Origin of the sequence: uncultured Gemmiger sp., assembly GCF_934561205.1 — a bacterium.
GTDB lineage: Bacteria > Bacillota > Clostridia > Oscillospirales > Ruminococcaceae > Gemmiger.
Window position 1 is genome coordinate 50,950 of the sequence record NZ_CAKTFU010000014.1, and the last position, 25,952, is coordinate 76,901.

The 25,952-nt window shown below is 60.2% G+C and carries 22 protein-coding genes; 13 read left to right on the forward strand and 9 right to left on the reverse strand.

What is annotated here, in order from left to right; genetic code table 11:
• Positions 1-300 (forward strand): hypothetical protein, encoded by a 300-nt coding sequence (locus Q0I19_RS09095; RefSeq protein ID WP_294759659.1) that lies wholly within the window; start codon positions 1-3, stop codon positions 298-300.
• Positions 301-922: 622 nt separating this feature from the next.
• On the opposite strand, the gene dnaJ is transcribed toward Q0I19_RS09095, so the two are convergent.
• The 5 genes from dnaJ to Q0I19_RS09120 form a co-directional block, all read right to left on the reverse strand.
• Positions 923-2,092, reverse strand: a complete 1,170-nt coding sequence (dnaJ, locus tag Q0I19_RS09100) for a molecular chaperone DnaJ (RefSeq protein WP_294759661.1) — start codon at positions 2,090-2,092, stop codon at positions 923-925.
• Positions 2,093-2,186: 94 nt separating this feature from the next.
• A complete protein-coding gene (gene dnaK, locus Q0I19_RS09105) occupies positions 2,187-4,010 on the reverse strand; it encodes a molecular chaperone DnaK (protein ID WP_294759662.1) in 1,824 nt (607 codons plus the stop codon).
• An 85-nt stretch (positions 4,011-4,095) separates the two neighbouring features.
• A complete protein-coding gene (locus Q0I19_RS09110) occupies positions 4,096-4,695 on the reverse strand; it encodes a nucleotide exchange factor GrpE (protein ID WP_294759663.1) in 600 nt (199 codons plus the stop codon).
• Positions 4,696-4,714: 19 nt separating this feature from the next.
• Entirely contained in the window at positions 4,715-5,722 is a 1,008-nt protein-coding gene (gene hrcA / locus Q0I19_RS09115; RefSeq protein ID WP_294759865.1) for a heat-inducible transcriptional repressor HrcA, read from the reverse strand.
• A 435-nt stretch (positions 5,723-6,157) separates the two neighbouring features.
• Positions 6,158-6,703 carry a stage V sporulation T C-terminal domain-containing protein gene (locus Q0I19_RS09120; protein ID WP_294759664.1) on the reverse strand — a complete coding sequence of 182 codons (546 nt, stop codon included), beginning with the start codon at positions 6,701-6,703 and terminating at the stop codon, positions 6,158-6,160.
• A gap of 252 nt (positions 6,704-6,955) precedes the next feature.
• Here Q0I19_RS09120 and Q0I19_RS09125 point away from each other — a divergent pair, with 252 nt between their 5' ends.
• The 4 genes from Q0I19_RS09125 (at position 6,956) to Q0I19_RS09140 (ending at position 10,578) form a co-directional block, all read left to right on the forward strand.
• Complete coding sequence (locus Q0I19_RS09125) at positions 6,956-7,426, forward strand: 8-oxo-dGTP diphosphatase (protein ID WP_294759666.1); 471 nt, start codon at positions 6,956-6,958, stop codon at positions 7,424-7,426.
• A gap of 214 nt (positions 7,427-7,640) precedes the next feature.
• Complete coding sequence (locus Q0I19_RS09130) at positions 7,641-8,954, forward strand: dicarboxylate/amino acid:cation symporter (protein WP_294759668.1); 1,314 nt, start codon at positions 7,641-7,643, stop codon at positions 8,952-8,954.
• Positions 8,955-9,308: 354 nt separating this feature from the next.
• The gene (locus tag Q0I19_RS09135) at positions 9,309-10,439 is read left to right on the forward strand and encodes a sodium ion-translocating decarboxylase subunit beta (RefSeq protein WP_294759670.1); all 1,131 of its coding nucleotides are present in this window, start codon (positions 9,309-9,311) and stop codon (positions 10,437-10,439) included.
• Between the two features lie 10 nt (positions 10,440-10,449).
• Positions 10,450-10,578, forward strand: coding sequence for an oxaloacetate decarboxylase (locus tag Q0I19_RS09140; RefSeq protein ID WP_294759672.1), 129 nt, complete (start codon positions 10,450-10,452; stop codon positions 10,576-10,578).
• 82 nt (positions 10,579-10,660) lie between these two features.
• Here Q0I19_RS09140 and Q0I19_RS09145 read toward each other — a convergent pair whose 3' ends face one another.
• A complete protein-coding gene (locus Q0I19_RS09145; protein WP_294759673.1) occupies positions 10,661-11,407 on the reverse strand; it encodes an SDR family NAD(P)-dependent oxidoreductase in 747 nt (248 codons plus the stop codon).
• Positions 11,408-11,591: 184 nt separating this feature from the next.
• The gene (locus tag Q0I19_RS09150; RefSeq protein WP_294759675.1) at positions 11,592-12,491 is read right to left on the reverse strand and encodes a hypothetical protein; all 900 of its coding nucleotides are present in this window, start codon (positions 12,489-12,491) and stop codon (positions 11,592-11,594) included.
• Between the two features lie 175 nt (positions 12,492-12,666).
• On the opposite strand from Q0I19_RS09150, the gene Q0I19_RS09155 reads away from it, so the two are divergent.
• The 4 genes from Q0I19_RS09155 to Q0I19_RS09170 all read left to right on the forward strand — a co-directional run bounded on the left by Q0I19_RS09155 (position 12,667) and on the right by Q0I19_RS09170 (position 19,532).
• Entirely contained in the window at positions 12,667-14,064 is a 1,398-nt protein-coding gene (locus Q0I19_RS09155) for a nucleobase:cation symporter-2 family protein (protein WP_294759677.1), read from the forward strand.
• Positions 14,065-14,682: 618 nt separating this feature from the next.
• Entirely contained in the window at positions 14,683-17,349 is a 2,667-nt protein-coding gene (locus tag Q0I19_RS09160; protein ID WP_294759679.1) for a GH25 family lysozyme, read from the forward strand.
• Between the two features lie 17 nt (positions 17,350-17,366).
• The gene (locus Q0I19_RS09165; RefSeq protein ID WP_294759680.1) at positions 17,367-18,992 is read left to right on the forward strand and encodes an MBL fold metallo-hydrolase; all 1,626 of its coding nucleotides are present in this window, start codon (positions 17,367-17,369) and stop codon (positions 18,990-18,992) included.
• A gap of 3 nt (positions 18,993-18,995) precedes the next feature.
• Positions 18,996-19,532 carry a DUF5662 family protein gene (locus Q0I19_RS09170; RefSeq protein WP_294759682.1) on the forward strand — a complete coding sequence of 179 codons (537 nt, stop codon included), beginning with the start codon at positions 18,996-18,998 and terminating at the stop codon, positions 19,530-19,532.
• 45 nt (positions 19,533-19,577) lie between these two features.
• Here the strand turns inward: Q0I19_RS09170 and Q0I19_RS09175 are convergent, their stop codons facing one another.
• Positions 19,578-20,984, reverse strand: coding sequence for a PLP-dependent aminotransferase family protein (locus tag Q0I19_RS09175; RefSeq protein WP_294759683.1), 1,407 nt, complete (start codon positions 20,982-20,984; stop codon positions 19,578-19,580).
• A 122-nt stretch (positions 20,985-21,106) separates the two neighbouring features.
• Between Q0I19_RS09175 and Q0I19_RS09180 the strand changes: the two genes are divergently transcribed.
• Positions 21,107-21,760, forward strand: a complete 654-nt coding sequence (locus Q0I19_RS09180) for an ECF transporter S component (protein WP_294759684.1) — start codon at positions 21,107-21,109, stop codon at positions 21,758-21,760.
• Between the two features lie 166 nt (positions 21,761-21,926).
• On the forward strand, positions 21,927-23,198 hold the full coding sequence (locus Q0I19_RS09185) for a GDSL-type esterase/lipase family protein (RefSeq protein WP_294759685.1): 1,272 nt from the start codon (positions 21,927-21,929) through the stop codon (positions 23,196-23,198).
• 71 nt (positions 23,199-23,269) lie between these two features.
• Here the strand turns inward: Q0I19_RS09185 and Q0I19_RS09190 are convergent, their stop codons facing one another.
• Positions 23,270-24,346 (reverse strand): ATP-dependent 6-phosphofructokinase, encoded by a 1,077-nt coding sequence (locus tag Q0I19_RS09190; protein ID WP_294759687.1) that lies wholly within the window; start codon positions 24,344-24,346, stop codon positions 23,270-23,272.
• 269 nt (positions 24,347-24,615) lie between these two features.
• Here Q0I19_RS09190 and Q0I19_RS09195 point away from each other — a divergent pair, with 269 nt between their 5' ends.
• Positions 24,616-25,179 carry a TetR/AcrR family transcriptional regulator gene (locus Q0I19_RS09195; RefSeq protein WP_294759689.1) on the forward strand — a complete coding sequence of 188 codons (564 nt, stop codon included), beginning with the start codon at positions 24,616-24,618 and terminating at the stop codon, positions 25,177-25,179.
• Positions 25,180-25,270: 91 nt separating this feature from the next.
• The gene (locus tag Q0I19_RS09200) at positions 25,271-25,771 is read left to right on the forward strand and encodes a glucose PTS transporter subunit IIA (protein WP_294759690.1); all 501 of its coding nucleotides are present in this window, start codon (positions 25,271-25,273) and stop codon (positions 25,769-25,771) included.
• Positions 25,772-25,952: the final 181 nt, after the last annotated feature.

Below are 25,952 nucleotides of genomic sequence, written 5' to 3' on the forward strand. Positions count from 1 at the left end.
ATGCGAGAGAATTTTCGGCGTTGTGCGGTCATGTTGCCGTTGTTGGCGGGGGTTGCCCTGCTGCTGGCCCTGCTTGTTTTGTGGGCACGCCGCCCGCAGCCCGCCGCACCGCGGTATATGCTGCGGGACAACGGCGGCCACCCCGCGTTATACACCGCCGACGGTGCAGGCCCCCTTGCGCAGTACGATGAAATTTACACCCGCCTTTTGCCGGAGAGCGATTATCTGAATTTGCAGCAGGGCATTTTGCTGGCCGACGAGGCAGAGCTGCAGGCAAGGCTGGAGGATCTGGGGCTTTGAGGGGCAGAGTGGAGAGTTGAGAGTTGCGATTTGGTGTGCCCGCCGTGCGGGCACATTTTTATGATGTGGAAATTTTCCCGATGGTTCGATATGCTTTTTGAATCGTAGGGGCGAGCATTGCTCGCCTGTGCGGTTTGCCCGTTAGGTTGATTTGCCGGGATGGCTGCGGCGGGCGGCATATATGCCGCCCCTACGGAGTACCCGTAATATTGTTGTTGCCGTTTTGTCGCGGGCGGGGCATGCCCCGCCCCTACGGGGTGGTGGTTTTTTGGTTATTGCAATAACCGCAAGGCGGCAAGGAGGGGTCAAGACCCCTCCCTACGAACCAGCCATAAGAAAGAATCAAACGGGTAGAAAACCAACTTCCGTATTTTTTCGGCGGAGCCGTAAGACGGGAGCGGGTGGGCGGGGCGTCAAAAAATGTGTCTTGACGATTTTTTAGACCCGCCCGTCCGCGACCCACCTATTTGGGGTTCCAAGGGGCGAGTAGCCCCTTGGCCGTGCCCCGCGCCTCGGAACTAGCGGCAGTTTTCTCTGGTTCTCTCTTTTGCTGCCAAAAGAGAGAACAAACCCGCACCAAAAAAGGCAGCCGCCCTTTTCAGGACAGCTGCCTTGCCGCTATTTACGATGTAAACCGATCTTTCAGGTTTTTGAAAAAGCCCTTGCGCTTTTCGTAGTTTTCGTCCCTGAGGGAGTCCTCAAAGGCTTTCAGGGCGTCACGCTGGGTGCGGTTGAGCTTTTTGGGGATCTCGACCTCCACAATGACGTACTGGTTGCCGCGGCCGCGTCCGTTCAGATACTGGATACCCTGACCCGACAGACGGAACTTGGTGCCGCTCTGCGTGCCTTCCGGAATGCGCTGGGCAACCTTGCCGTCCACCGTGGGCACCTCGATCTCTGCGCCGAGGACTGCCTGCGAGTAGGTGATTGGCACACGGACGTAAACATCGTAGCCGTCGCGCTCAAACACGGGGTCGGTCTTGACGGTCACATGGACGATCACGTCACCGTTGGGGCCGCCGTTGGTGCCGGCGTCGCCCTGACCGCGCAGTGCCACGTTCTGGTCATCGTCGATACCCGCAGGGATCTTGACCTCCAGCGTTTTGCGGGCAACGGTCTTGCCTGTGCCGCGGCAGGTCTTGCAGGGGTTCTTGATGATGGTGCCGCGTCCGCCGCAGTGCGGGCAGGGCTGCTGGCTTTGCATAACGCCAAAAGGCGTGCGCTGCTGGGTCACGACATAGCCGCGGCCGCCGCACTCGGTGCAGGTTTCGGGGCTGCTGCCGGGCGCACAGCCGTTGCCGCCGCAATCCGGGCAGCTTTGCTGACGGTTCAGCGTAACCTTTTTGGTGCAGCCGTGGGCGGCCTCCTCAAAGGTCAAAATGACGTTGGCCTGGATATCATGGCCCTTGCGCGGGGCGTTGGGGTTGGCGCGGCTTGAACCGCCGAAACCACCGAAACCGCCGCCGAACAAATCGCCGAAGATATCGCCCAGATCCACACCGCCTGCGCCAAAGCCGCCGAAACCGCCGGCGCCATAGCCGCCCTGACCGGCCCCGTAATTGGGATCGACCCCGGCAAAGCCGAACTGGTCATAGCGCTTGCGCTTGTCCGGGTTGGACAAGACGTCGTTTGCCTCGTTGACCTCTTTGAACTTTTCCTCGGCTTCTTTGTTGCCGGGATTCAGGTCGGGGTGGTACTTTTTGGCCAGCTTGCGGTAGGCGCTTTTGATCTCGGCATCCGTTGCGTTTTTGCCGATGCCCAGCACCTCGTAATAATCACGTTTATCTGCCATAGAATCTATCCCCTCTGTTTTGGGCTTAAACCCCCAAGAGCCGCCGCCGGGGTTTGGGGTCCGGCGGCGGCCATAGCGGGTTTATTCAGTTACATTAGACTTCGTGGAAGTCGGCGTCAACGGCGCCGTCATCGCTGGGCTGGGCACCGGGCTGTGCGCCGGGCTGAGCACCCTGCTGTGCCTGGGCAGCCTGCTGGTAGACCTTCTCGCTGATGGCGTAGAAAGCCTTCTGCAGCTCGTCCTGCTTTGCCTTGATGTCGTCGATGCTGCCGGACTTCAGGGCTTCCTTCAGGGCAGACAGCTTGGTTTCGACCTCGGTCTTTTCCTCAGCGGAAACCTTGTCGCCGAACTCGCCCAGAGCCTTCTCGGTCTGGAACACCATCTGGTCGGCACCGTTGCGCACATCGATCTCCTCGCGGCGCTTCTTGTCCTCGGCGGCATACTGCTCGGCGTCCTTGACAGCCTTGTCGATGTCGTCCTTGCTCATGTTGGTGGAAGCGGTGATGGTGATGCTCTGCTCCTTGCCGGTGCCGAGATCCTTGGCGCTTACATGGACAATGCCGTTGGCGTCGATATCAAAGGTAACTTCGATCTGAGGTACACCGCGGGGTGCCGGGGCGATGCCATCGAGGTGGAAGGTTCCCAGGCTCTTGTTGTCCTTGGCAAACTCACGCTCGCCCTGCAGGACATTGACCTCAACGCTGGGCTGGTTGTCCGCAGCGGTGGAGAACACCTGGCTCTTCTTGGTGGGGATGGTGGTGTTGCGGTCGATGATCTTGGTGCAGACGCCGCCCAGGGTCTCAATGCCGAGGCTCAGGGGGGTAACGTCCAGCAGCAGCAGACCGGTCTTGTCGCCGTTCAGAACGCCGCCCTGAATGGCAGCGCCGACAGCAACGCACTCGTCGGGGTTGATGCCCTTGAACGGCTCGCAGCCCAGCTCCTTCTTGACCGCGTCATAGACGGCGGGGATACGGGTGGAACCACCGACCATCAGGACCTTGGACAGGTCAGAGGCTTTCAGGCCGGCATCGGCCAGAGCCTTGCGGACGGGGGTCATGGTGCGCTCGACCAGATCGGCGGTCAGTTCGTTGAACTTGGCGCGGGTCAGCGTCATGTCCAGATGCTTGGGGCCGGTGGCGTCGGCGGTGATAAAGGGCAGGTTGATGTTGGTGGTGGTGGCGCTGGACAGCTCGATCTTAGCCTTCTCGGCAGCTTCCTTCAGACGCTGGGCAGCCATCTTGTCCTGACGCAGGTCGATGTTGTTCTCGCGCTTGAAGTCCTCTGCCATCCAGTCGATGATGCGCTGGTCGAAGTCATCGCCGCCCAGACGGGTATCGCCGTTGGTGGCCAGAACCTCGGTAACGCCGTCGCCCATCTCAATGATGGAGACATCGAAGGTACCGCCGCCCAGGTCGTAGACCATGACCTTCTGGTCGGTTTCCTTATCCACACCGTAGGCCAGAGCGGCGGCGGTGGGCTCGTTGATGATACGCTTGACGTTCAGGCCGGCGATGGTGCCTGCGTTCTTGGTGGCCTGACGCTGGCTGTCGTTGAAGTAAGCGGGCACGGTGATGACAGCCTCGGTGACGGACTCGCCCAGATACGCCTCGGCGTCAGCCTTCAGCTTGGACAGGATCATAGCGCTGATTTCCTCAGGGGTGTAATCCTTGCCGCCGGCGTGGACTTTGGTTGCGGTGCCCATCTCACGCTTGATGGAGGAGATGGTGTTTTCGGGGTTGGTGATGGCCTGACGCTTTGCAACCTGGCCAACCAGGCGCTCGCCGGTCTTGGTGAAGCCGACAACGGACGGGGTGGTGCGGGCACCCTCGGCGTTGGCGATAACTACGGGGTCGCCGCCTTCCATAACGGCGACACAGCTATTGGTGGTACCAAGGTCAATACCAATGATTTTGCTCATACTATAAAACTCCCTTCAAATCTGCTTTGAAAACGGTGAATATTTTTTGAATTTATGTGAACGGGTCTTGCGGCCCGGTCAGGCTTTATTCGGCCACCACAACGGTGGCGTGGCGAATGATCTTATCGCCGATCTTGTAGCCCTTCTGGAAAACCTGCACCACGGTGCCGCTTTCCTGCCCGTCCTGCGGCGGGACCTGCTGCACGGCGTTCATCAGGTTGGGGTCAAAGGGCTTATCCTGCGCTTCGATCTCGGTGATGTTCAGCTTTTCCAAAGCCTGCCCGGCCTTGTCCAGCGTCATCATCACGCCCTTTTTGTAGTTTTCGTCGGCACAGGCGGCGTTGGCCGCCATATCCAGCGTGTCGAGGATGCCCAAAATCTGCGTTACGGCGTGGGAAACACCGTCGTTGAATTTCTGGTCAGCCTCGCGCTGGCTGCGCTTGCGGTAGTTGTCATACTCGGCGGCGGTGCGCAACAGCTGGCTTTTCAGGTCGTCGGCCTTTTTTTCGGCGGCGTCCAGCTTGGCTTCCAGCGCAGCCGTCTCGTGACGCTTCTTCTCGTGCTTAGGCGCCTTTTCGGGGGCGGGGGCTTCTGCTTCGGTCTTGGCCTCGGTGTTGGCTTCCGTCTTGACCTCTGCGGTCTCCGGCTCCTGCGCGGCGTTCTTTTTTTCTTCTTCGTGACTCATTGCGGGTCCTCCTTACCTGTTATAGCCCCTGCCCTGCCATGCTCTGCCCCAGCTTGGCGGCAAAGTAGTCAAGGATCGGCAGCAGGCGTTGATATTCCATGCGGGTCGAACCGATAAGCGCCACCGACCCTGTCAGGCCGCCGCCCGCAAGATAACGCTTGCTGACGATACAGGCCCCCGGCATGGGCGGCTCTAAGTCGCTGCCCAGGGTGGCGGTGATCTTGCCGCCCTCGGGGCGGATCAGCTCGGACGCGGCCTCGTTGTCGGAAAATATCTCCAGCAGCGTGCCGAGATTTTGGCGAACCTCCAGCATCTTTGCCAGATACTGCGCGCCCTCTAAGTAGGCTTGGCTGCCGGTGGTGACCAGCGCCTGCGCGGCCATGACCACGGGGGCCAGCCGCTGCCCGGCTGCCAGCACCATGCTGGCGGTCAGCATCGGGCTTAGATCCTGCGGTGCCACAAAGGTAAGACCGCGGTTCAAAAGCTGCGCCAGACTGGCGGCGTCATCGCGGGAAAGCCCCGTGTCCACCCGCGCCACGCGGGTACGCACACCGCCCGCACTGGTTACGGCCAGCACGGCGGCGGAGTAGCGCCCCACCTGCACGACCTCAAAGTGGGCAATGCAAAGGTCGGGGGCCTGCGGCGTGGTGGCGGCTGCGGCGCAGCCGGTCAAATCGGCCAGGCTGCGGGCCGCGGCGGGAACGAGCTTTTCCGGCTCGGCGTCCATATCGGCAAACAGCGCGTCGATGTGGCTGCGATCCGCCTCATCCAGGGGGGCGGTGTCGGGCGCCTCGATCAGGTGATCCAGATAGTAGCGATACCCCTGTGTGCTGGGCACCCGCCCGGCGCTGGTGTGGGGCTGCTCCAGCAGACCCAGCTTGGTCAGCGCCGCCATCTCGTTGCGCAGTGTCGCGCTGGACAGTGCCATATCAAAGTAGCTTGCCAAAAGACCCGAACCGACCGGCTCGCCGTCGTTGGCATACAGGGCAACAATGGCTTCCAAAATACGCTGCTTGCGTGCATCCATTGCCAACCTGCTCATCTCCTTTTGCTGTGTGTCACTGTTTGTTTAGCACTCCATATCTCCGAGTGCTAAGTTTATTATATGCCCATTTTTCAATTAGTCAAGAGGTTTTGCGAAAGATTTTTCAAGTTTAACAGTTTCGTCACAAACGGTCGTTCCCGGCACGGTTGACTTTGCGGGAAAAGGGGTCGTATACTTATATAGGTAGCTTGTTCATAAAGGTTGCGAACTTTCGGCGGGTTTGCAGGGGACGGTCTGTCTGTGCGGCGGCAGCGTGTCAAAAATCACGTTCTTGGTCTATTATAATGTGTAGGGGCGACCATCGGTCGCCCGCCAGTTTGGCGCAGCATCGCGTTTTTCTGGGCAGTTTTCTTACAAGGTAAACGGGCACGGGCGAGCAATGCTCGCCCCTACAAGAGCTTTCGACAGGCAAGGCGGCTATTCCAGACATTTCGCCAAAAAGGCCGCTGCCGTGCCGACTGCTGCCGCCGCCTCCGGCGACGCGGGCTTTGCTTTTTCGCCGCCCGTCAGCAGCACCCCGCCCTCCACATCACCCTGCACCACAATGGGCGCGGCGCACAGAATGCGGCAGTCCCCGCGCTCACACAGCCGCAAATCGGCCCCGCCGGGCCGCGCCTTGTACAGCCGACGCGCCGCCAGCAGGTGCTCAACCTCCGGCGAAACGGCACACCCCACCAGCGCCGACGCCTCGCCTTTGGGCAGCCCTGCCGCCGCAAGGATACTGCCCCTGTCACAGATGACGACCGCGCAGCCCAGGCTCTTGGCCAGCACCTCGGCATAGTCCCTTGCCGGCTGCCCCAGCCCGCCCAGCGGCGAATATTTTTTGAATACGACCTCCCCGTCAGCGGCGGCAAAAATTTCCAGCGCGTCACCCTCGCGGATATGCTGTGTCTTTCGTATCTCCTTGGGGATGACAATGCGCCCCAATTCATCGATGCGGCGTACAATTCCTGTGGATTTCATAGCAATTCCCCTTCTCTTTTGTTGATGGGCAATACCGCATAATTCTAAGTGCCGATACGGCGAGCGAGGTGCGGCAGCTGCTAAGCCAAAAGCGCAGATAATACTGGATGTCTTATCGAGCATTTTGGCAACGCAGATGCCGTGCCGCAGCCGCCGGAGCGGTGCTTGAGCCGTCAGGCGGGAATTGTGCGGTGTTGCCTTTGGTAGTATTTGTAAATCTCGCCTTTTTATACCGGAAAGGAGTTTTCCCCTATGCTGCAAACCACCCTCTGCTATTTGGAAAAAGACGGCTGCTATCTGATGCTGCACCGCGTAAAAAAGAAGAACGACGTCAACCACGACAAGTGGGTGGGCGTCGGCGGCAAATTTGAGCCGGGCGAGGACGCCCTTGCCTGCGTGCTGCGCGAGGTGCTTGAGGAAACCGGCTTTACGATGCGAGACCCCGCCTACCGCGGCATTGTGGATTTTTACGCCCCGCCGTGGCCCGCCGAGCGGATGCACCTGTTCACCTGCACGGATTTTTGCGGCGAGCCGATTGACTGCGACGAAGGCACGCCGGAATGGGTGCCCAAGGCCGAGGTGACGCAGCTGCCCATCTGGCAGGGGGACAAGCTGTTTTTTCAGCTGTTGAACGATAACGCGCCGTTTTTCCATTTAGAACTCTACTATGACGGCGACACACTGACCCGCGCCGTACTGGACGGCACGGAACTGCCGTTGTAAAACATGACTGCATTTTTGCGCCGCAACGCACCTTTTTTGCGCTATTTGCCGTTTTTGGAAGTTCCCCCTTTTCAACTGTCGAAAACCGTGGTATAATGGCACCCAGTGTGTCAAGGCTCCGTTGAGCCAACCCGTGACACAAAACAGTAAAATTGAATAATTTTCGGGGTGGTATAACATGAAAAAAGACAGTTCTAACAGATTGGCCTTTAAAATGATGGTTGCCATGTTGCTCGGCCTTGCGTGCGGCGTCGGTTTGATTGCCCTGCGCGAGACCCTGAACGCCAACGGCGGGCAGGAAACCTGGCAGTTCATCAATTCGATCTTCTTTGCTGACATCAGTGTTGCCGGCAACGAGACCGCGCTGGGCCTGTTCTATCTGGTCGGGCAGTTGTTTGTGCGTTCCCTGCAGCTGATCATTGTCCCGATGGTGTTCTGTTCCATCGTGCTGGCCATGGTCCGCATTTCCGATTCCCGCAAGCTGGGCCGCCTGTCCACCAAGACGCTGGGCTGCTTCTTTTTGACCACCGCCGTTTCCCTGCTGATCGCCGGTGTCGTGGGCTTTGCTGCCTACAAGCTGGGTGCGTTCTCCCACACCGTGCTGGGCGACGTCACCGCCTCCACCGGTTCGACCGGCTCCAACCCGCTGATGATCGTGCTGAACGCCGTGCCCAACAACCTGACCGCCGCCTTCTCCAACAACGGCGGTGTGCTAGCCATCGTGGTGGTGGCCGTGACCGTGGGCGTTGTCATCAACAATTCCGACAAGGAATTTGACGTACTGATCCGCCTGTGCGACGAGACCTCCGCCATTATCACCGGCCTGCTGACCATCATTGTCAACAAGTTTGGCCCCATTGCCATTTTCTGCCTGCTGACCCGCACCTTTGCCGCCTACGGCATCAACTACCTGACCCCCGCGCTGGCCTATGTCTGCATCACCATCGTGCTGCTTCTGACCGTGCTGGTTGTGGGCTACGGCCTGTTTGTACGCATCACCACCGGCATGAGCGGCCTGACCTTCGTCAGAAAGATCGCCAAGGTTGCCATGTTCGGTTTCTCCACCTCCAGTTCTGCCGCCACCCTGCCGCTGAATCTCCAGACCACCGTCGAGGAGCTGGGCGTTGACGAGGAAGTTGCCTCCTTCGTGCTGCCCCTGGGCATGACCGTCAACATGGACGGCACCGCCATCATGCAGGTCATCGCCGCCATCTTCATTGCCACTTGCGGCGGCTATGAGGTCACCTTCGGTTCCATCTTTATGATCGGTATTCTGGCGCTGGTGGCCTCCATCGGTACGCCCGCCGCCCCCGGTGCCGGTGCCGTGATCCTGTTCACCATCCTGTCCGGCATGGGCTACGGCAACGACATGGCCCTGATGGCCTACACCATCATTCTGGCCATCAACCGCCCCATTGAGATGCTGGTCACCTCGCTGAACGTCGTCGGTGACGCCGCCTGTTCCATCGCCGTCGCCAACAGCGAAGGCCAGCTGAACAAAGAGGTATTTAATAAGGTAGCTGAATAATATTCTCAGAGTTGAGAGTTAAGAGTTCAGAGTTTAGATAAGGTGTGCCCGCGCAAGCGGGCACATTTTTTATATAGTACGATGTAGGGCGGGGTGACCCAACCCCGCCGGACAATCATAAAATCGCCGTAAATCCGGCGATTTCTCTTTACAAACGCCCGGCGGTCTGCTATAATAAGCGCAGATAAAAGGGAGTAAAGGGCAGTTCCGCTGCGGCGGGCTGCTGCATAGCAGCGTCATCACGGCAAAAAACGCCCGGTGCTATGTGTTCGCTTGAGACTTTTGTCGCAGATATTGGCTGCGGCAGGGGTCTTTTTTTCTTGCCGCAAAATCTTGGAGGAGGCAAGAGAACCTATGGATTTTTTGAACACATTCGCCGCGCTGTTTTCCAATTTCGGAAACCTGACCTGGCAGATGGTGGTCATGTGGGGCATCGGCGCCCTGCTGATCTACCTGGCTATCGCCAAAAAAATGGAGCCGAGCCTGCTGCTGCCGATGGGCTTCGGCGCGATTCTCGTCAACCTGCCGCTGTCGGGTGCCATCACCCAGGGCGACACGGTGGGACCCATCTCGGCGCTGTTTGACGCCGGTATGTCCAACGAGCTGTTTCCCCTGCTGCTGTTCATCGGCATCGGCGCGATGATCGACTTCGGCCCGCTGCTGGAAAAGCCGTGGCTGATGCTGTTCGGCGCGGCGGCGCAGTTCGGCATCTTTTTCACGCTGTTTCTGGCGGGCTTTTTCTTTGACATCAAGGACGCCGCGTCCATCGCCGTGATCGGCGCAGCGGACGGCCCCACGGCCATTTTTGTCGCCAATACGCTGAATTCGCAGTATCTGGGCGCCATTATGGTGGCGGCATACAGCTACATGGCGCTGGTGCCCATTGTGCAGCCGCCCGTCATTCGGCTGCTGACCACCCAGAAGGAGCGCCGCATCCGCATGCCGTACCAGAAGGGCAATGTCAGCCAGCTGACCAAAATTCTGTTCCCCGTGGTCGTCACCGTGATTGCCGGTATGGTCGCCCCCGCCAGCGTGGCGCTGGTCGGCTTTTTGATGTTCGGCAACCTGCTGCGTGAGTGCGGCGTGCTGAACGCCCTGAGCGAGACCGCCCAGAACGTGCTGGCCAACCTGATCACCATTGTGCTGGGCCTGACGGTGGCCGGGCAGATGACCGCCGACAAGTTCGTGCGCCCCGACACGCTGCTGATCCTGGCGTTGGGCCTGGTCGCCTTTGTGTTTGACACGGCGGGCGGCGTGCTGTTTGCCAAGCTGCTGAACCTGTTCCTGCCCGAGGGCAAAAAGCTGAACCCCATGATCGGCGCGGCGGGCATTTCCGCTTTCCCGATGAGCGGGCGCGTTGTCAACAAGATGGGCCTTGAGGAGGACAACCAGAATTTCCTGCTGATGTATTCCATCAGCGTAAATGTTTCGGGCCAGATTGCGTCGGTCATTGCCGGCGGCCTGATTCTGACCCTGATGGCGTAAGGAGGTACCTATGCTGCATCTTTCTTCCTGGATGACCACGCTGCCGATGATGATCATTGGCATGGTGGGCGTGATTCTCGTGATCGGCGTTGTGGTTCTGGCAGTCATGCTGCTGAACCGCCTGACCTCCGGCAAATAAGGCGGAACGGATTTTTTCCTGCAACAGCAAAGCCCGGCAGTACAATTTGTACTGCCGGGCTTTGTTTATTCAATTTGTAATATTACGTTTGTGCCGCGCCGTCCACCTGCAAGATTTCGCCGGTGATATAGCTGGCCAGATCGCTGGCAAGGAACAGGAACGCGTTGGCGACCTCCTCCGGCTCGCCCATGCGGCCGAGAGGAATGGGTGCACAGACGCGCTGCACGATTTCCTGCGGGAGGTTGGCGACCATATCGGTGCGGGTCACGCCGGGTGCCACCGCATTGACGCGGATGTTGTCGCGCCCCAGCTCGCGCGCCAGGCTGCGGGTCATGCCGTTGACGGCAAACTTGCTGGTGGGGTAGCCCACGCCGGACGGCTGGCCGTACAGGCTGACCATAGAACTGGTATTGATGATGCTGCCGCCACCCTGTGCCTTCATGCGCGGGGCGGCCGCACGGCAGCCGTTGAACACTGCCGAAACGTTCAGCCGCATGATGTTTTCAAATGCTTCGGGCGTGTAGTCGTACAGCGGCTCCCGCGCCGAGATGCCCGCATTGTTTACCAGAATGTCAATGCGTCCAAAGGCTTTTTCGACCTCGGCAAAGGCGGCATCGACGGCGGCGTAGTCCGTCAGGTCGGGTGCCATGCCGATGACCTCCCAGTCGGGGTTTTCTGCCTTCAGCGCCGCCAACGCCTTGTCCACGGTTTCCTGACGGGAGCCGAACAGCGCGACCGATGCACCGTTTTTGAGGAAAGTCTGCACCACGGCAAAGCCGATGCCGCGGGTGCCGCCGGTTACAATGGCCTTTTTTCCTTGAAGCAACATAGTGTGGATTCCTCCCTGTTTGGTAGTAAATGTAGAGCAACACATACATGCTTTTCTTTTGCAGGCATTATAACACAGTTTCTAGGCAATGTCAAATTGCACAAAATCTTTTATTTTTGTGCAAAACTATTTGTTTTAACAGCAAGCGTGCTCCTTCGCATAACGTTTGACGGCGGGCGATGTCTTAAAACAGATCCAACATGGCATCGAGGTAAATTTCTTCCCGCACACGCAGCTGATATTCCGGCTTGGTCATGTAATACAAAAGGAACTCCAGAATCAGCGCACTGCCCAGACCGCGCCCCTCGATTTTGAACTGAGAGAAGCCCTTCGGCAGGTAGGTGTTTTGGATATCCTGCACGCTGATAAAGCCGGGGTTTTGCATCGCGGCGGAAAACCGATACCCCCGCCCGCCGTCCGGTGCGGGGCAGCGGTGCTCGGCGCCGGGCAGCCCCAGGTTTTTGCGGCTGACCGCCTCATAGCAGGCTTTGCGCGCCGTGCAGCCGAAATCGCAGCACTCGTTGCACAAAAATTCCACCTTATCCTTTTGTGCGGCGGGCAGCAGCCGCAGACGGTCAAACGCCTTGTTCAGGCGGAAATCCGGCACGACAAAGCGAAATTCCGGGCGCTGCACCTCGCGCAGAAAATCGGCATAATCGGTCAGCACCTTGGTGGTGGACGAAACAAAATACAGCGATGGATAGTTGGTTTTCAGGTAGTCCAGCAGCAAATCGGAATACACAATGACCCCATTTTGCGGCGTCTGCGATTCGGCAAACAGGCGGCACAGGCGGTTACATTTTGCGTCGTGCAGGTGTTCGGGCCGCAAAAGCGAATTGCTGAAGGTCAGCCGCGCCGAGATGCCGTACTCCCGCAGCAGCGCCAGCACCTCGCGGGCAGAGCTTTCGCCAAAGCCGGCGCGGCCGCCGCCCCACAGGCAGTCCGCAGGGGCACCGTAGATCGAGCCGATGTCGCACCATGGGTAAAACCAGTCCCGATGTTCACGGTACAGCGGCAAAAAAGCGCGGTACAGCTCGTAAAATTCAAACAATCCGGGCAGATGATAGCTGGCGGTTCGGCTCATAGGGGTTCTCCTTGCGTAAGATTTCTTTCTTCCATTAAAATAAAACCGCACCGAATTGTCAATCTTTTTTACAAAATTTGACCGTCAGCGGCTGAAAATTCATTTTATTCTACAATTTACACACTCTTTTGTCGGTGTTATAATGAAATCATAATAAGGAAAGAGAGGTCATTGTATGAAAAATTCCCCTGCACTGTCCGAGGCTGCCTTTCAGCTGGACGGAAAAATGCCCCTGAAACAAGCCATTCCGCTGGGCTTGCAGCATGTTCTGGCGATGTTTGTGGGCAACCTGACCCCGCTGCTGATCATCACCGGCACCTGCGGGTTGGCGGGCGGTGAGTTTGCCGACCTGCAATTACAGCTTTTGCAGAACGCCATGCTGGTGGCGGGCATCGTAACGCTGGTGCAGCTGTTCACCATCGGACCCATCGGCGGCAAGGTACCTATTATTATGGGCACGTCCTCCGGGTTTATCGGGGTGTTCAACAGCGTGGTTGCCACCATGGGCGGCGGCGTGCTGGCCTACGGCGCCATTATGGGCGCGTCCATCATCGGCGGCCTGTTTGAAACCGTGCTGGGCTTTTTCTTAAAGCCGCTGCGCAAGTTCTTCCCCAGTGTCGTCACGGGCACGGTGGTCATGTCCATCGGCCTGAGCCTGATTTCCGTCGGCATCAATTCCTTTGGCGGCGGCAACACTGCCAAGGATTTCGGCTCGATGGAAAATTTGCTGCTGGCCCTGTTTGTGCTGGTCATGATTTTGGTGTTCAAGCACGGCACCAAGGGCTTTGCCAGCTCCAGCGCCATTTTGCTGGGCATCTTGTGCGGATATGCCGCGGCCTTTGTTATGGGCTTGGTGCTGCCCACCACCGGCGTGACCGCCGACGGCGTGGAGTTCACCAAGGCGTGGGTGCTGAACTGGGACAAGGTTGCCAATGCCGCTTGGTTTGAGATCCCTGCCCTGCTGCCCGTCAAGCCGGTGTTTGACATGCGCGCCATCGCCCCCGTTATGATCATGTTTGTGGTCACGGCTGTGGAGACCGTGGGCGATATTTCCGGCGTGATGGAGGGCGGCCTCGGCCGCGAAGCCACCGACAAGGAGCTGGCCGGCGGCGTTATGTGCGATGGTCTGGGTTCCAGCTTTGCGGCGCTGTTCGGCGTGCTGCCCAACACTTCCTTCAGCCAGAACGTGGGTCTGGTTGCCATGACCAAGGTCGTCAACCGCTTTGCACTGGCAACGGGTGCGGTGTTCCTGATTTTGTGCGGCCTGTGCCCCAAGCTGGGCGCGCTGGTGTCCATTATGCCGCAGTCGGTTCTGGGCGGTGCCGCCGTTATGATGTTCTCCTCCATTGTCATCAGCGGTATCCAGCTGATCACCAAGGAGCCGCTGACCCCGCGCAACCTGTCCATTGTGTCGGTCGCGCTGGGCGTGGGCTACGGCATGGGTGCCAACACCGGCATTCTGGCGCAGACCCCCGAAGCGGTGCGGCTGGTGTTTGGCGGTTCCGGCATTGTGCCCGCCGCCATGGTAGCGATTTTGCTGAACATTTTGCTGCCGAAAGACGAAGTAAAGTAAGTTTGATTTGCCCCTGTTTGCCGGTTTTCGGCAGGCAGGGGCGTTTGTTTTGGGGGAACGGGCGGTTTGTTTTGCATAAGGGCGGCGGAGAAATAATAAATAAGAAATAATAAATAAGAAAGTTGGTGTGTCCGCCATGCGGACACTTTTTATATAGTGCGATGCATGGCGGGGTGACCCACCCCGCCGAAATGGGCAGTAACCGTAAAGCGGCAAGGAGGGGTCAAGACCCCTCCCTACAAACCAGCCATAAGAGAGAATCAAGCGGGTAAAAAGCGCAGTTCCCACAAATATTATCGGCGGAGCCGTAAGACGGGAGCGGGTGGGCGGGGCGTCAAAAAATGTGTCTTGACGATTTTTTAGCCCCGCCCGTCCGCGACCCACCTATTTGGGGGTCCAGGGGGACGGGTCCCCCGGCCGTGCCCCGCGCCTCGGAAGTAGCGGCGCCTTTCTTTGGTACTTTCTTTGGGCGTCCAAAGAAAGTACACCATCCGGGTAGACGCCCACTATCAATTTTACAATTTTCCCCTGCCGTAGGGAATTGTATTTTTTGCGACAAAATGCTACTATATTCCTAGAATACGTTTTCAACTTTTTTATCAAGAAAGGTCAAGCATCGTGGCAGAAGAACGCTATGTATACCGCCGTGCAGGCTCCGCGCCGCCGGCGCGCAAACCCGCAACCAATCCGCCGCCCCGCCGTCCGGCACCGCCAAAACGCCGCCCCGTTCGTGTGCTGGTGCTCTGCCTTGTCTGCGTGCTGCTGGCTGTCGCCGCGGGCATTGCCCTTGTGCGCTGCGGCATCGAGGAAGCAGCCCCCGCCAAGGCGGACTTCGGCACCGCTGCGCCCGCGTGGCAGAAAAACGAGCTGGGCTACTACTTTAACAGTGCCGGCAGCGCCATACCCGCCGCCGTGCTGAAGGGCATGGACGTGTCGCGCTACCAGGGCGAGGTCGACTGGGAAAAGGCCAAGGCCGCCGGTATCGACTACGCCATTCTGCGCTGCGGCTTTGGCGGCGAGTGGGACGGGCAGGAGGAAAACTGGGACCAGGACGACCCGCAGTTCCGCCGCAACGCCGACGAGTGTACCCGCCTGGGCATTCCGTTCGGCGTGTACCTCTACTCCTACGCCACCACGGTGGAGGAGGCCCGCAGCGAGGCCGACCACGTTGCCCGCCTGCTGGGCCTGGTGGCACCGGCGTTCCCCGAACTGGGCGACTACACCGCCGCGCCCTACCGGCTCAGTTACCCCGTCTACTACGACCTGGAGGACAAATACATTACCAAGGTGCTGCCGGACGAGATGGCCGAAATTGTGCAGGCATTTTTTGACCGCCTGACCGAGCACGGCTACGCAGGCAAGCAGGGGCTGTATGCCTCGCTGAACTGGGTGCGCAGCCGTTTTTCCGACCCCGCCTTTGACCCCTGGCGCGAAAATCTGTGGATCGCGCGTTTCTCCGACGAGCTGGGCTACACGGGCACCTACGATATGTGGCAGTGCAGCTGCAAGGCCGTGGGCGCAGACTACGGCGTCGAGAGCGAGACCGTCGACCTGAACCTTGTCATGCGTCCCTTTGTGCCCACCGGCATCAAGGATTGCATCAGCAAATTTACCGACGCCAAGCTCGTGAACGACACCCGCCAGTGGGAGCTGCATCTGGCCAACAAGGACGACCGCGCCACCCTGACCACCAACCGTGATGACGCCGAGACGCAGAACGTTTTCTGGACGACCAGCAACAAAAATGTCGCTACTGTGGACAAAAACGGCACCGTGCGCGCCCGCACCGATGCGGGTGAGTGCACCCTGACCGCCACGCTGGCCGACGGCACCGAGAGTTTTTCCTGCATCGTGCGGGTGGGTGACATCACGGTGCCCATTTTTGCCACGGCCGGCCTGCAGGGCAGCCGCGACCGCATTGCCGATGCCGCCGCCCAAAAGGCGGGCACCCCCGATGCCATTTTGGTGGACGCCGGCAACAGCCTGCACGGCACCCCCATGGCCAGCATGACCGGCGGCATGGATATGATGAGTGCCTTCTCCGCCGCCGGGTACGACCTGCAGGCCGTCAGCCTGTGGGACATGGCCTACGGCAACAGCCGCCTGCTGAGCGACGCCAACATGGCCGCCGGGCCGACGCTGGCTTCCAATTTGCAGGACGCCAACGGCACCCCCGTTTTGTACCGTTCCACCAGTTGGAACCGCAACAAGGTCACCGACGGCCAGACCGCCGTGATCGAGCGCGCCGGGTACAAAATCGGCTTTTTCAGCCTGAACGAGCCGAACGGCCCCGTGTTTACGACCTTTAACAGCGAGGTATTCTCCCCCGCCGACTTTGCCGAAAACGCCGCCAGGCAGATCGAGGCGCTGCAAAAGCAGGGCGTCGATGCCATCGTGTGCATCGCGTCCACCGCGCCCGCCGACAACGGCTGGCAAAAAACGCTGCTCAAGCAGGGGGTGGACGCCATCATCACAACGGCAGCCACCGCCGACAACGACCGTGTGCTGGCAGCCGGGCTGGGCACCGACGGCCTGGCACGGCTGGACCTGACCTTCACCCAGGGCGGCGGCTGCACCGTGACGGTTCAGCCCGCCCTGACCGCCGCCGAGCTGGACGCCGCCCGCGCCAATCTGACGGCATCTGCCACCACCCGTGACAGCGAGGACGACCCCACCGCCCCCACCGAGCGCGCCGATGAGGCCCCGCAAAAGGCCGCCGACGCCTACGTCTACGCCGAGGCGCTGATGCAAGGGCTGGATCTGGACGACCAAAGCATTTGGAACACGACGCTGTTCACCTTTGCCGAAAACACCGACGCCAAAAAGACCATCACCTTCGGCAACTATGTGGCCGCACTGTACAGCGACATTGCCGCCGCCCATGTGGGCAGCCTGCTGCCCGAGGGCACCGAGATCACCGCGCTGGCCTGCGGCGTGACCGAGCCGGCCTTTGGCGAAATCAGCCGCGGCGCGTTGATAGACGCCCTGCCGCAGAGCGCACGGATCCAGCTTATCAAAACCGATGCCGAGACCGCCAAGACGCTGGCCGCCCTGGGCGAGCGCACCTACCTGAACAGCCTGACCGAGTTTGCGCCGGAGGGCGACACTTATCTTGTCACCGACAGCGTGACGCTTTCCGCCCTGGATGCCGCCAGCTACACCGTTTTGCAGGATTACGGCGATGTGTTCTGGGCTGTGCGTATGAATATCAACGACCTGACAAGCAATTTCCAAGACCCCTTTACCCTGCCCGAAGCCCCCAGCAAGGGCGTCGGACGCCGATAATTTCGGGAGGTGCTTCTATGAAACTGACGTTTTTGGGCGCAGCGCGGGAGGTTACCGGCAGCTGCACACAGGTGGAGGCCGCCGGCCACTGCTTTTTGGTGGATTGCGGCATGGAACAGGGGCGCGACGTCTACGAAAACGCCTCCCTGCCCTTTGCGCCCGGCCGCTACGAGGCGCTGCTGCTGACCCATGCGCACATCGACCATTCGGGGCGTATCCCCTACCTGTACAAAAACGGGTTCCGTTCCCCCATTTACACCACCGATGCCACCACCGACCTGTGCGGCATCATGCTGGAGGACTCGGCCCATATCCAGCAGCAGGAGGCCGAGTGGAAAAACCGCAAGGCGCAGCGCAGCGGTGCGGCGGCGGTCGAGCCGGACTACACCGTGGAGGACGCGCAGAAGGTCATGCGCCAATTTGTGCCCTGCCCCTATGACAAATGGCTGACGCTTTTTGACGGTGACACGGGCAAAATCGAGATGCTGTTCACCGACGTGGGGCACCTTTTGGGCAGCGCGTCCATCTCGCTGCGCATTACCGAGCCGGGCCGCAGCGCCGAGACGCTGGTGTTTTCGGGCGATATCGGCAACCTGCACCAGCCCCTTATCAAAGACCCCGCCGTGCCGCCCCACGCCGACTATCTGGTCATGGAATCGACCTACGGCGACCGCAGCCACGGCCCCAAGCCCGATTATCTGGGCGAGCTGACGCAAATTTTGCAGCAGACCTTTGACCGCGGCGGCAACGTCGTGGTGCCCAGCTTTGCCGTGGGGCGCACACAGGAGCTGCTGTATTTTATCCGCCAGATCAAGGCCGAGGGGCGCATACACGGGCACGACAATTTCCCCGTGTATGTGGACAGCCCGCTGGCCAGCAAATCCACAACGATTTTCCGCGAAAATTACCTGGAATGTTACGATGACGAGGCCATGGCGCTGGTGCAGGCGGGTGAAAACCCGCTGCAGTTCCCCGGCCTGCACATCAGCGAAACCAAGGAGGACTCGGTAGCCATCAACAGCGACACAACGCCCAAGGTCATTTTGTCGGCCTCCGGCATGTGCGACGCGGGGCGTATCCGCCACCACCTGAAGTACAACCTGTGGCGGCCGGAATGCACGGTGCTGTTTGTGGGGTTCCAAAGCCCCGGCACGCTGGGAAACGCCCTGCTGGGCGGCGCGACTGAGGTCAAGCTGTTCGGTGAGCCTGTGCAGGTCAAGGCAAAGATCTGCCAGCTGAGCGGGCTTTCAGGCCATGCGGACAACATCGGGCTGGAAGCGTGGCTGAAAGCCTTTGACGAAAAGCCCAAGTTCGTCTTTGTCAACCACGGCGAGGACGCCGTGGCGCAGCACTGGGCCGAGCACCTGCAGGCTATCGGCTATGAGGCGGACGCGCCGTACAACGGCGGCATCTGGGTGGCCGGGCAGGGGCGCGTGGCCTGCGCCGAGACCGGCAACACGCAAAAAATCCTGCCCACGCAAAAAATCGTCTCTGTGCGCACCAGCGCCGCCTTTGAACGGCTGCTTGCCACAGGGCGCCGCCTGATGGCCCTGATAGAACGCAGCCGCGGCTGTGCCAACAAGGACCTTGGCAAATTTGCCGACCAAATCGCCGCACTTTGCGACAAATGGGAGAAATACTGATACATGTGGCATCCGATCAAGCACTATAAAACGATACATCACCATAAAATGCTGGTCATGCAGAACTGCTTCCGCTGCGGGCTGTACCGCCAGGGACTTATGCACGATTTGAGTAAGCTCAGCCCCGTGGAGTTCTGGGCGGGGGCGAAATACTGGCAGGGCAGCTGCAGCCCCAACAACGCCCAGCGCAAGGCCGAGGGATACAGCGCCGCGTGGCTGCACCACAAGGGGCGCAACAAGCATCACCTGGAATACTGGATCGACTACGCGCCGAACGGTGACCACAAGATGGCGGGTATGCGTATGCCCGAAAAGTATGTGGCCGAGATGGTGTGCGACCGCATCGCCGCCAGCAAAAACTACAAGGGCGACGCCTACACCGATGCCGCCGCATGGGAGTACTACGCCCACAGCCGCGACCATTATATCCTGCACCCCGACACCCGCCGCCAGCTGGAAACCTGCCTGCTGATTCTGCGCGACGAGGGCGAGGACGCGTGCTTTGCGTATATCCGCCGGGAATTGCTGGGGAAAAAGTAAGGAACAAAAAACCTGCCGTTTGCGATGAACGGCAGGTTTTTTGTTTCAGCCCTTACTTTCCGATGGTTTGTTCCACGCCTTAGCCAATGCGGCGGCCACGGCGTCAATGTCCGCGTCCCGCAGGGCCGAATACCCCGCCACCACCGTGTTGGGGGTGCAAAGCTCCGCGCGGGCCAGATAATACTCGCTCAGGCCGCGCAGACGCACCCCCTCGCGCGCGGCACTTTCCACCATGGCGCGCTCCCCTTGGGCGCCCGGCATCGTCAGCAAAAAGTGCAGCCCGCTGTGCACCGCGCCCAGCTGCACCCCCGGCAGGGCGGCGCGCAGGGCGGCGGCAAAGGCCTCCATGCGGCGCTTGTACGCCAGGCGGATGCGCGCCAGATGTCGGGTAAAATACCCGCCCGCAATAAATGCGCAGAGGGTCTGCTGCTCAAACCGCCCCACCGTGTTGGCATAGGCGGCAAAATCGCGGCGGTACTGTGCCAGCAGCGGGCGCGGCAGCACCATGCAGGCAATGCGGATACCCGGTGCCAGACTTTTGGAGAAGGTCGTCAGGTAGACCACAGGGCCGTCCGGCCCCGCCATGCCCTGCAGGCTGGGCAGCGGGCGGGTGTCAAAGCGAAACTCCGAGTCGTAGTCGTCCTCCAAAATATAGCGGTTCGGGCGGGCAGCCGCCCAGGCCAGCAGCTCGGCACGGCGGGTGGCGGGCATGGTGATGCCGGTGGGAAAATGATGGCTGGGCGTCAAATAGCACAGGCTTGCCCCGCTTTGCTCCAGCGCGGCGGCGGGCAGACCGTCACGGTCAATGTCCACCGGCACGCAGGCCAGCCCGCTGTTGCGCAAGACCGCCTGTGTGCGGGCGTAGCCGGGGTTTTCGATGGCGGCAAGGCTGCCCGCGAACAGGTGCGCCAGACACCCCAGCAGGTACTCGATGCCCGCGCCCACCACGATTTGGTCGGGCGTGCAGCAGACCCCGCGATAGCCCGAAAGATACCACGCGATCTGCGCGCGCAGGGCCGCGTCGCCCTGCATTTCGCCCCGCTGCAAAAGTTCGGGACGCTGGTACAAAAGCTCGCGCTGCAGCCGCCCCCAGCTGCGCGCAGGAAACAGCGCCGTGTCCACACTTCCTGTGGAAAGATCGTACAGCGGTGCATTTTCGGCAGGGTGCGGCTCTGCGGCGGGGGCGGGCGCGGCACGGCGCGGGTGCAGCATACCGTAGGTTTTCTGCACATAAAAGCCGCTGCGGGGGCGTGCCTCGGCCAGGCCCTCGGCGGCCAGCATCTGGTAGGCGGCGTCCACGGTGTTCACGCTCACCCCCTGCTGCGCGGCCATGGTGCGCCGCCCCGGCAGCGGGCTGCCCGGCGGCAGCACACCTTGACGGATCTCGTCCGCCAAGGCGGCGTAGAGCTGCTCGTACAGCGGCGTTTTGGCGTTCGGTTGTAATTCTATCACGGCAAGCCCTCCCATCTGGTACCATAAAACAATTAAAAACTGGCCATTTTATTAGTGCCAGAAATCGTTATAATAGGAGCATACCTTGCAAGGGACAATTTGTCAACAGGGAGAGTATAAAAATGCAAACTTCAACGATGTGGATCTTGTTGTTCGCGGTCGTAGCCGTGGTGCTGCTGATTGCAGGGGTATCCAAAACCCGCTTTACTACGCAGAAAATCGCCATCATCGGCATCATGGCGGCGCTGAGCTTTGTGGCGTATGAGTTTTTCCGCATCCCCAACGTACTGGGCACAGGCTCGTCCTTCCATCTGGGCAACACCTTCACGGCGCTGACCGCCCTGCTGCTGGACGGCATCTCCGGCGGTCTGGCAGGTGCCATCGGCCTGGCGCTGGCGGATATCGTCGCAGGCGACCCCGGCTACGCCATCACGACCTTTATCTTAAAGTTTATCATCGGCGTGGTCTGCGGCGCCGTGGCGCACAAGGTGCTGCACCTGAAGGACCGCACCCCCGAAAACAAGCTGAGCTATCTGGCCGCCGTCACGGGCGCTGCGTTCAGCGGCCTGCTGGTCAACGTATTTACCGACCCGCTGATCGGCTATTTCCGCAACCGGTTCATCTTCGGCCAGCCCGCCGAGATCGCCACCGTCGTGACCAAAATCGCCAGCGGCGTCACGCTGGTCAACTCGCTGCTGTCCACGGTGTGCGCCGTGCTTTTGTATCTGGCCCTGCGTCCCGCGCTGGAAAAGGCACATCTGCTGCCGAAGGAGTAACCCCCGCCTATACAGCTGCCGCCCCCTGTGGGCGGCATTTTTTGTGCAAACTGTGTAAATTGTTTCCATAATGTAAAAATTGCCGCATTCGGGTAGAAACCCGCCGCAAAAAGGTGTATAATGCGTGGGTATGCAAAAAATCACCGCAAAAAGCAAGAGGGATACTATGGCAAATACGACCCATCGCCGCCCGCCGCAGCGCAGCGCCCGCCGTTACGACGCCCTGGCCAAGGCCTATATGGTACTGGCCGGGTGCGCCGCTGTGCTGCTGGCCACCACCATCGCGGCTTTTTTACTCGTCCTGGACGTCGCCGACACAAAAAGCGGCAAGAGCCTGGGCAGCCTTGTGCAGGAAAGCGGCTACGATTCCACCAAAAACGCGATTGACCAAAGCGCGTTTTCGGCCACGGTGCTGCCCGAAACCGAGGACGCCGGCCAGGAATACATTGACTCCACGCTGTTTTTGGGCGACAGCAACACCGCCCGCATGTACCGCATGTTTGACTATTGCAGCTACGACAACGCCATCGGCTCGGTGGGCATGAGCGCGCGCAGCCTGCAAAATTTTGCCTGCGTCAAGTTCAGCGGCTACGGCAGCTATGTCACCATGCCGCAGGCCGTGGCGCTTATGCAGCCCCGCCGGGTGCTTGTGACCTTTGGCACCAACGACCTGTCCCCCAACTATTCGGCCGACTCGTTTATAGAAAACTACCGTGCGGGTCTGCAAGCCATTGCGGACGCCTACCCCACCGCCGACATCATCGTCAACGCCATTCCGCCGCTGGGCCGCAGCCACAGCAACGCCAACCTGACCCAAAGCCAGGTCGACGAGTACAACAAGGCCATTGTGGAAATGTGCGACGCCAACGGCTGGAAATTTTTGAACAGTGCCGAGGTCCTGAAGGACGATGCCACCGGCTACGCCAAGGACGGCTATGTGGAGTCCGGCGACGGCATCCACCTGACCCGCGCCGCCATGGAGGCGCTGTTCGGCTACATCCGCACCCACAGCTACATTACCGAGGACACCCGCCCGACCGTGACCGACGTGCCCCGCCATGTGGAGGACAAGGACGCCGTGACCTACTCGACCCCCGTGCTGGAGGAACCCGCCGCCGCGACGCCCGCCGAAACCGAGGAACCGGACAGCGAGGAGAGCACCGAGAGCGAGGAAACCGAGCCGACGCCTACCCCGACAGCCACGCCCACAGCAACGCCGACGCCTACCCCGACCCCGACGGAACCCCCTGCCCCCACGCCTGACCAGGAGGCCACCCCCACACCGACACCCGCCCCGGAGGCAGCTCCCTCCCCCACGCCCACACCTGCGGCCAATTCCGAGGCAGCCCCCACGCCGACGCCGGAATCCACCCCCGAACCCGCCGCGGCACCACCCGCCGATACGGAGCCTGCCGCCGCAGACACCCCGCAAGCATAAAAAACACGCACCTGCGTTAAGCAGGTGCGTGTTTTTTTGTCAGGCAGAAATTATGCGGTGTTTTTTTACGATCAGCCCAGGCTGATGCCCATGGCGCGGGCGACGTTCAGCATGTCGCAGTCACCGGGCACGCCGCGGGTCTTGCCCGCAATGTCGGCCAGCGGGTTGGCGGTGACATGGCGGTTCACCATGGCGACCGTCACGCCGAAGTGCTCGTCCGCCACAAGCCCGGCCGCGTAGGAGCCGAACTGGGTAGCCAGCACGCGGTCGTAGGCGCTGGGGCTGCCGCCGCGCTGCATGTGGCCGGGCACGCAGATGCGTGTCTCGGCGCCGGTCATCGTCTCGATCTGCTTGGCGATGCGGGCGGTGGCGGTGGTGTAGCCCGCCTGTGCGCGCTGGGCCGTCCATTCCTTGCGCTTGAGCTTGGCTTCCTCGGTGGAGAATGCGCCCTCGGCCACGGCCAGAATCGAGAAGTTCTTGCCGCTGCGGGCGCGATTTTCCACGGCGGCGGCCACCTTTTTAATGTCGTAGGGCATTTCGGGGATCAGAATGATATCCGCGCCGCCCGCAATGCCGGAGTACAGCGTCAGCCAGCCGGCCTTGTTGCCCATGATCTCAATGCACATCACGCGGCTGTGGCTGCCGGCGGTGGTGTGGATGCGGTCAATGACGTCGGTGGCAATATCCACGGCGGTGTGGAAGCCGAAGGTCACATCGGTGCCGTAGATGTCGTTGTCGATGGTCTTGGGCAGGCCGATGATGTTCAGCCCCTCCTGGCTGAGCAGGTTGGCGGTTTTGTGGGTGCCGTTGCCGCCCAGGCACAGCAGGCAGTCCAGCTTGGCGGCGCGGTAGTTTTTCTTCATGGCGGCGACCTTGTCCACGCGGTCATCCTCGACAATACGCATCTTTTTGAACGGGGTGCGCTTGGTGCCCAGAATGGTGCCGCCCACCGTCAGAATGCCGCTGAACTCGTCGGGGCTCATCTCGCGGTAGTTGCCGTTGATCAGGCCGTCGTAGCCGTTCATAATACCCACGATCTCGACCTTGTCGCCCATGCGGTGGTACAGTGCCTTGGCAACGCCGCGCAGCGTTGCGTTCAGGCCGGGGCAGTCCCCGCCGGAAGTTAAGATACCTACACGAATAGCCATTTTTGTTTGCCTCCCTGATGTATCAAAATCTGATTTTTCCTACCTATAAAATACCGCCGCCACGGGCCGTTGTCAAGAAAAAATTATGCCCCGCACGGCCGTGGCCCTGCTTGTATTATAGCACAGACGCAACGCGCTGAAAACAGCAATCATTCTAAAATTTTTCTGAATAGGGCGAACATTTTCATACAAATAGTTAAAAAATCCTTGACAATGCGCCACCGAAACGGTATGCTTGTAGTAAAGAATGGCAAAAGGCGGTGCTGTGTATGAATGCCAAAGGGGATGCGAACCGCAGCGTTCGCTCTACCAAGAAAAAGCTGTATCATGCCCTGATCCAACTGCTGCAGGAAAAGGACCTGCGGGAAATCACCGTGCGCGAGCTGACCGAGCTGGCGGGCATCAGCCGCGGCACGTTTTACTTTCACTATGCGGATATCTACGCCCTGATGGAACAGCTGGAGGCCAGCCAGCTGGAGGGGCTGTGCAGCCTGCTGGACGGCATTGTACCCAACGCCTCGCAGGAGGAGGTTCCCTACGCGCTGGTGGCGCTGTTCCGTTATATGGAAGAAAACGCCGAGGTTTGCCGTGCGCTGTACGGCAAAAGCTGGGAATCCCCGTTTTTGCACAACGCCAAGGAGGTCGTGCTGCGCCGCTGCATGGGCGAGTTTCCCCACGGCACCAGCGAACGCAACCGTTATCTTTTGTCCTTTATTGTGGACGGCTGTTTCGGCACCATTCAGCAGTGGCAGCAGGCGGGCTATGCGCCCCCCGCCCCCGAAATGGCAGAAACCGCATGGAAGGCGATCCGCGCTGTTAAACGGCTGCTGTAAAGCCCGCTGCCGTATTGCAATTTGCCCCGCGGCGGGGTATAATACATTTATATTGTAAGGACGCTTTTGTCCAAAAGAAGGAGAGTTTACAATGGGATTTTTTGATTTTCTGAAGAAGAAACCCGAACCGGAGACCCCTGCCATGGTGCTGTACGCCGACGCCAAGGGCACCATCGTCCCCATGGAGCAGATCCCCGACGAGGTGTTTGCACAGGGCATCCTGGGCCAGTGCTGCGGCATTGACCCCACCGAAGGCAAGGTCTTTGCCCCCGCCGACGGCGAGATCACCCAGGCCCCCGACAGCGGCCACGCCCTGGGCATCATGGCCGACAACGGCGCCGAGGTGCTGATCCACGTTGGCGTGGATACCGTTGAGATGAAGGGCGACGGCTTCAGCCCCAAGGTCAAGGTCGGTGACAAGGTCAAGAAGGGCGACCTGCTGCTGGAGATGGATCTGGAAAAGATCGCTGCCGCCAACCACCCCGCCGTGGTCATCACCGTTGTCACCAACACCGATGACTTCAAGGCCGTTGAGCTGGCTGCCGCCGGCACCGTACAGCCCGGCGACGAGCTGTTCAAGCTGAGCAAATAAACGCAGACAAACGCAAAAGCCGCAGGGGTGACCCTGCGGCTTTTGTTTGGCTGCCAAAACACGGGCAAAGAAAAACAGTGCCGTTTCTTACGAAACAGCGCTGTTTTGTTTGGAGCGGCCGACGAGGCTCGAACTCGCTACCTCCACCTTGGCAAGGTGGCGCTCTACCAGATGAGCTACG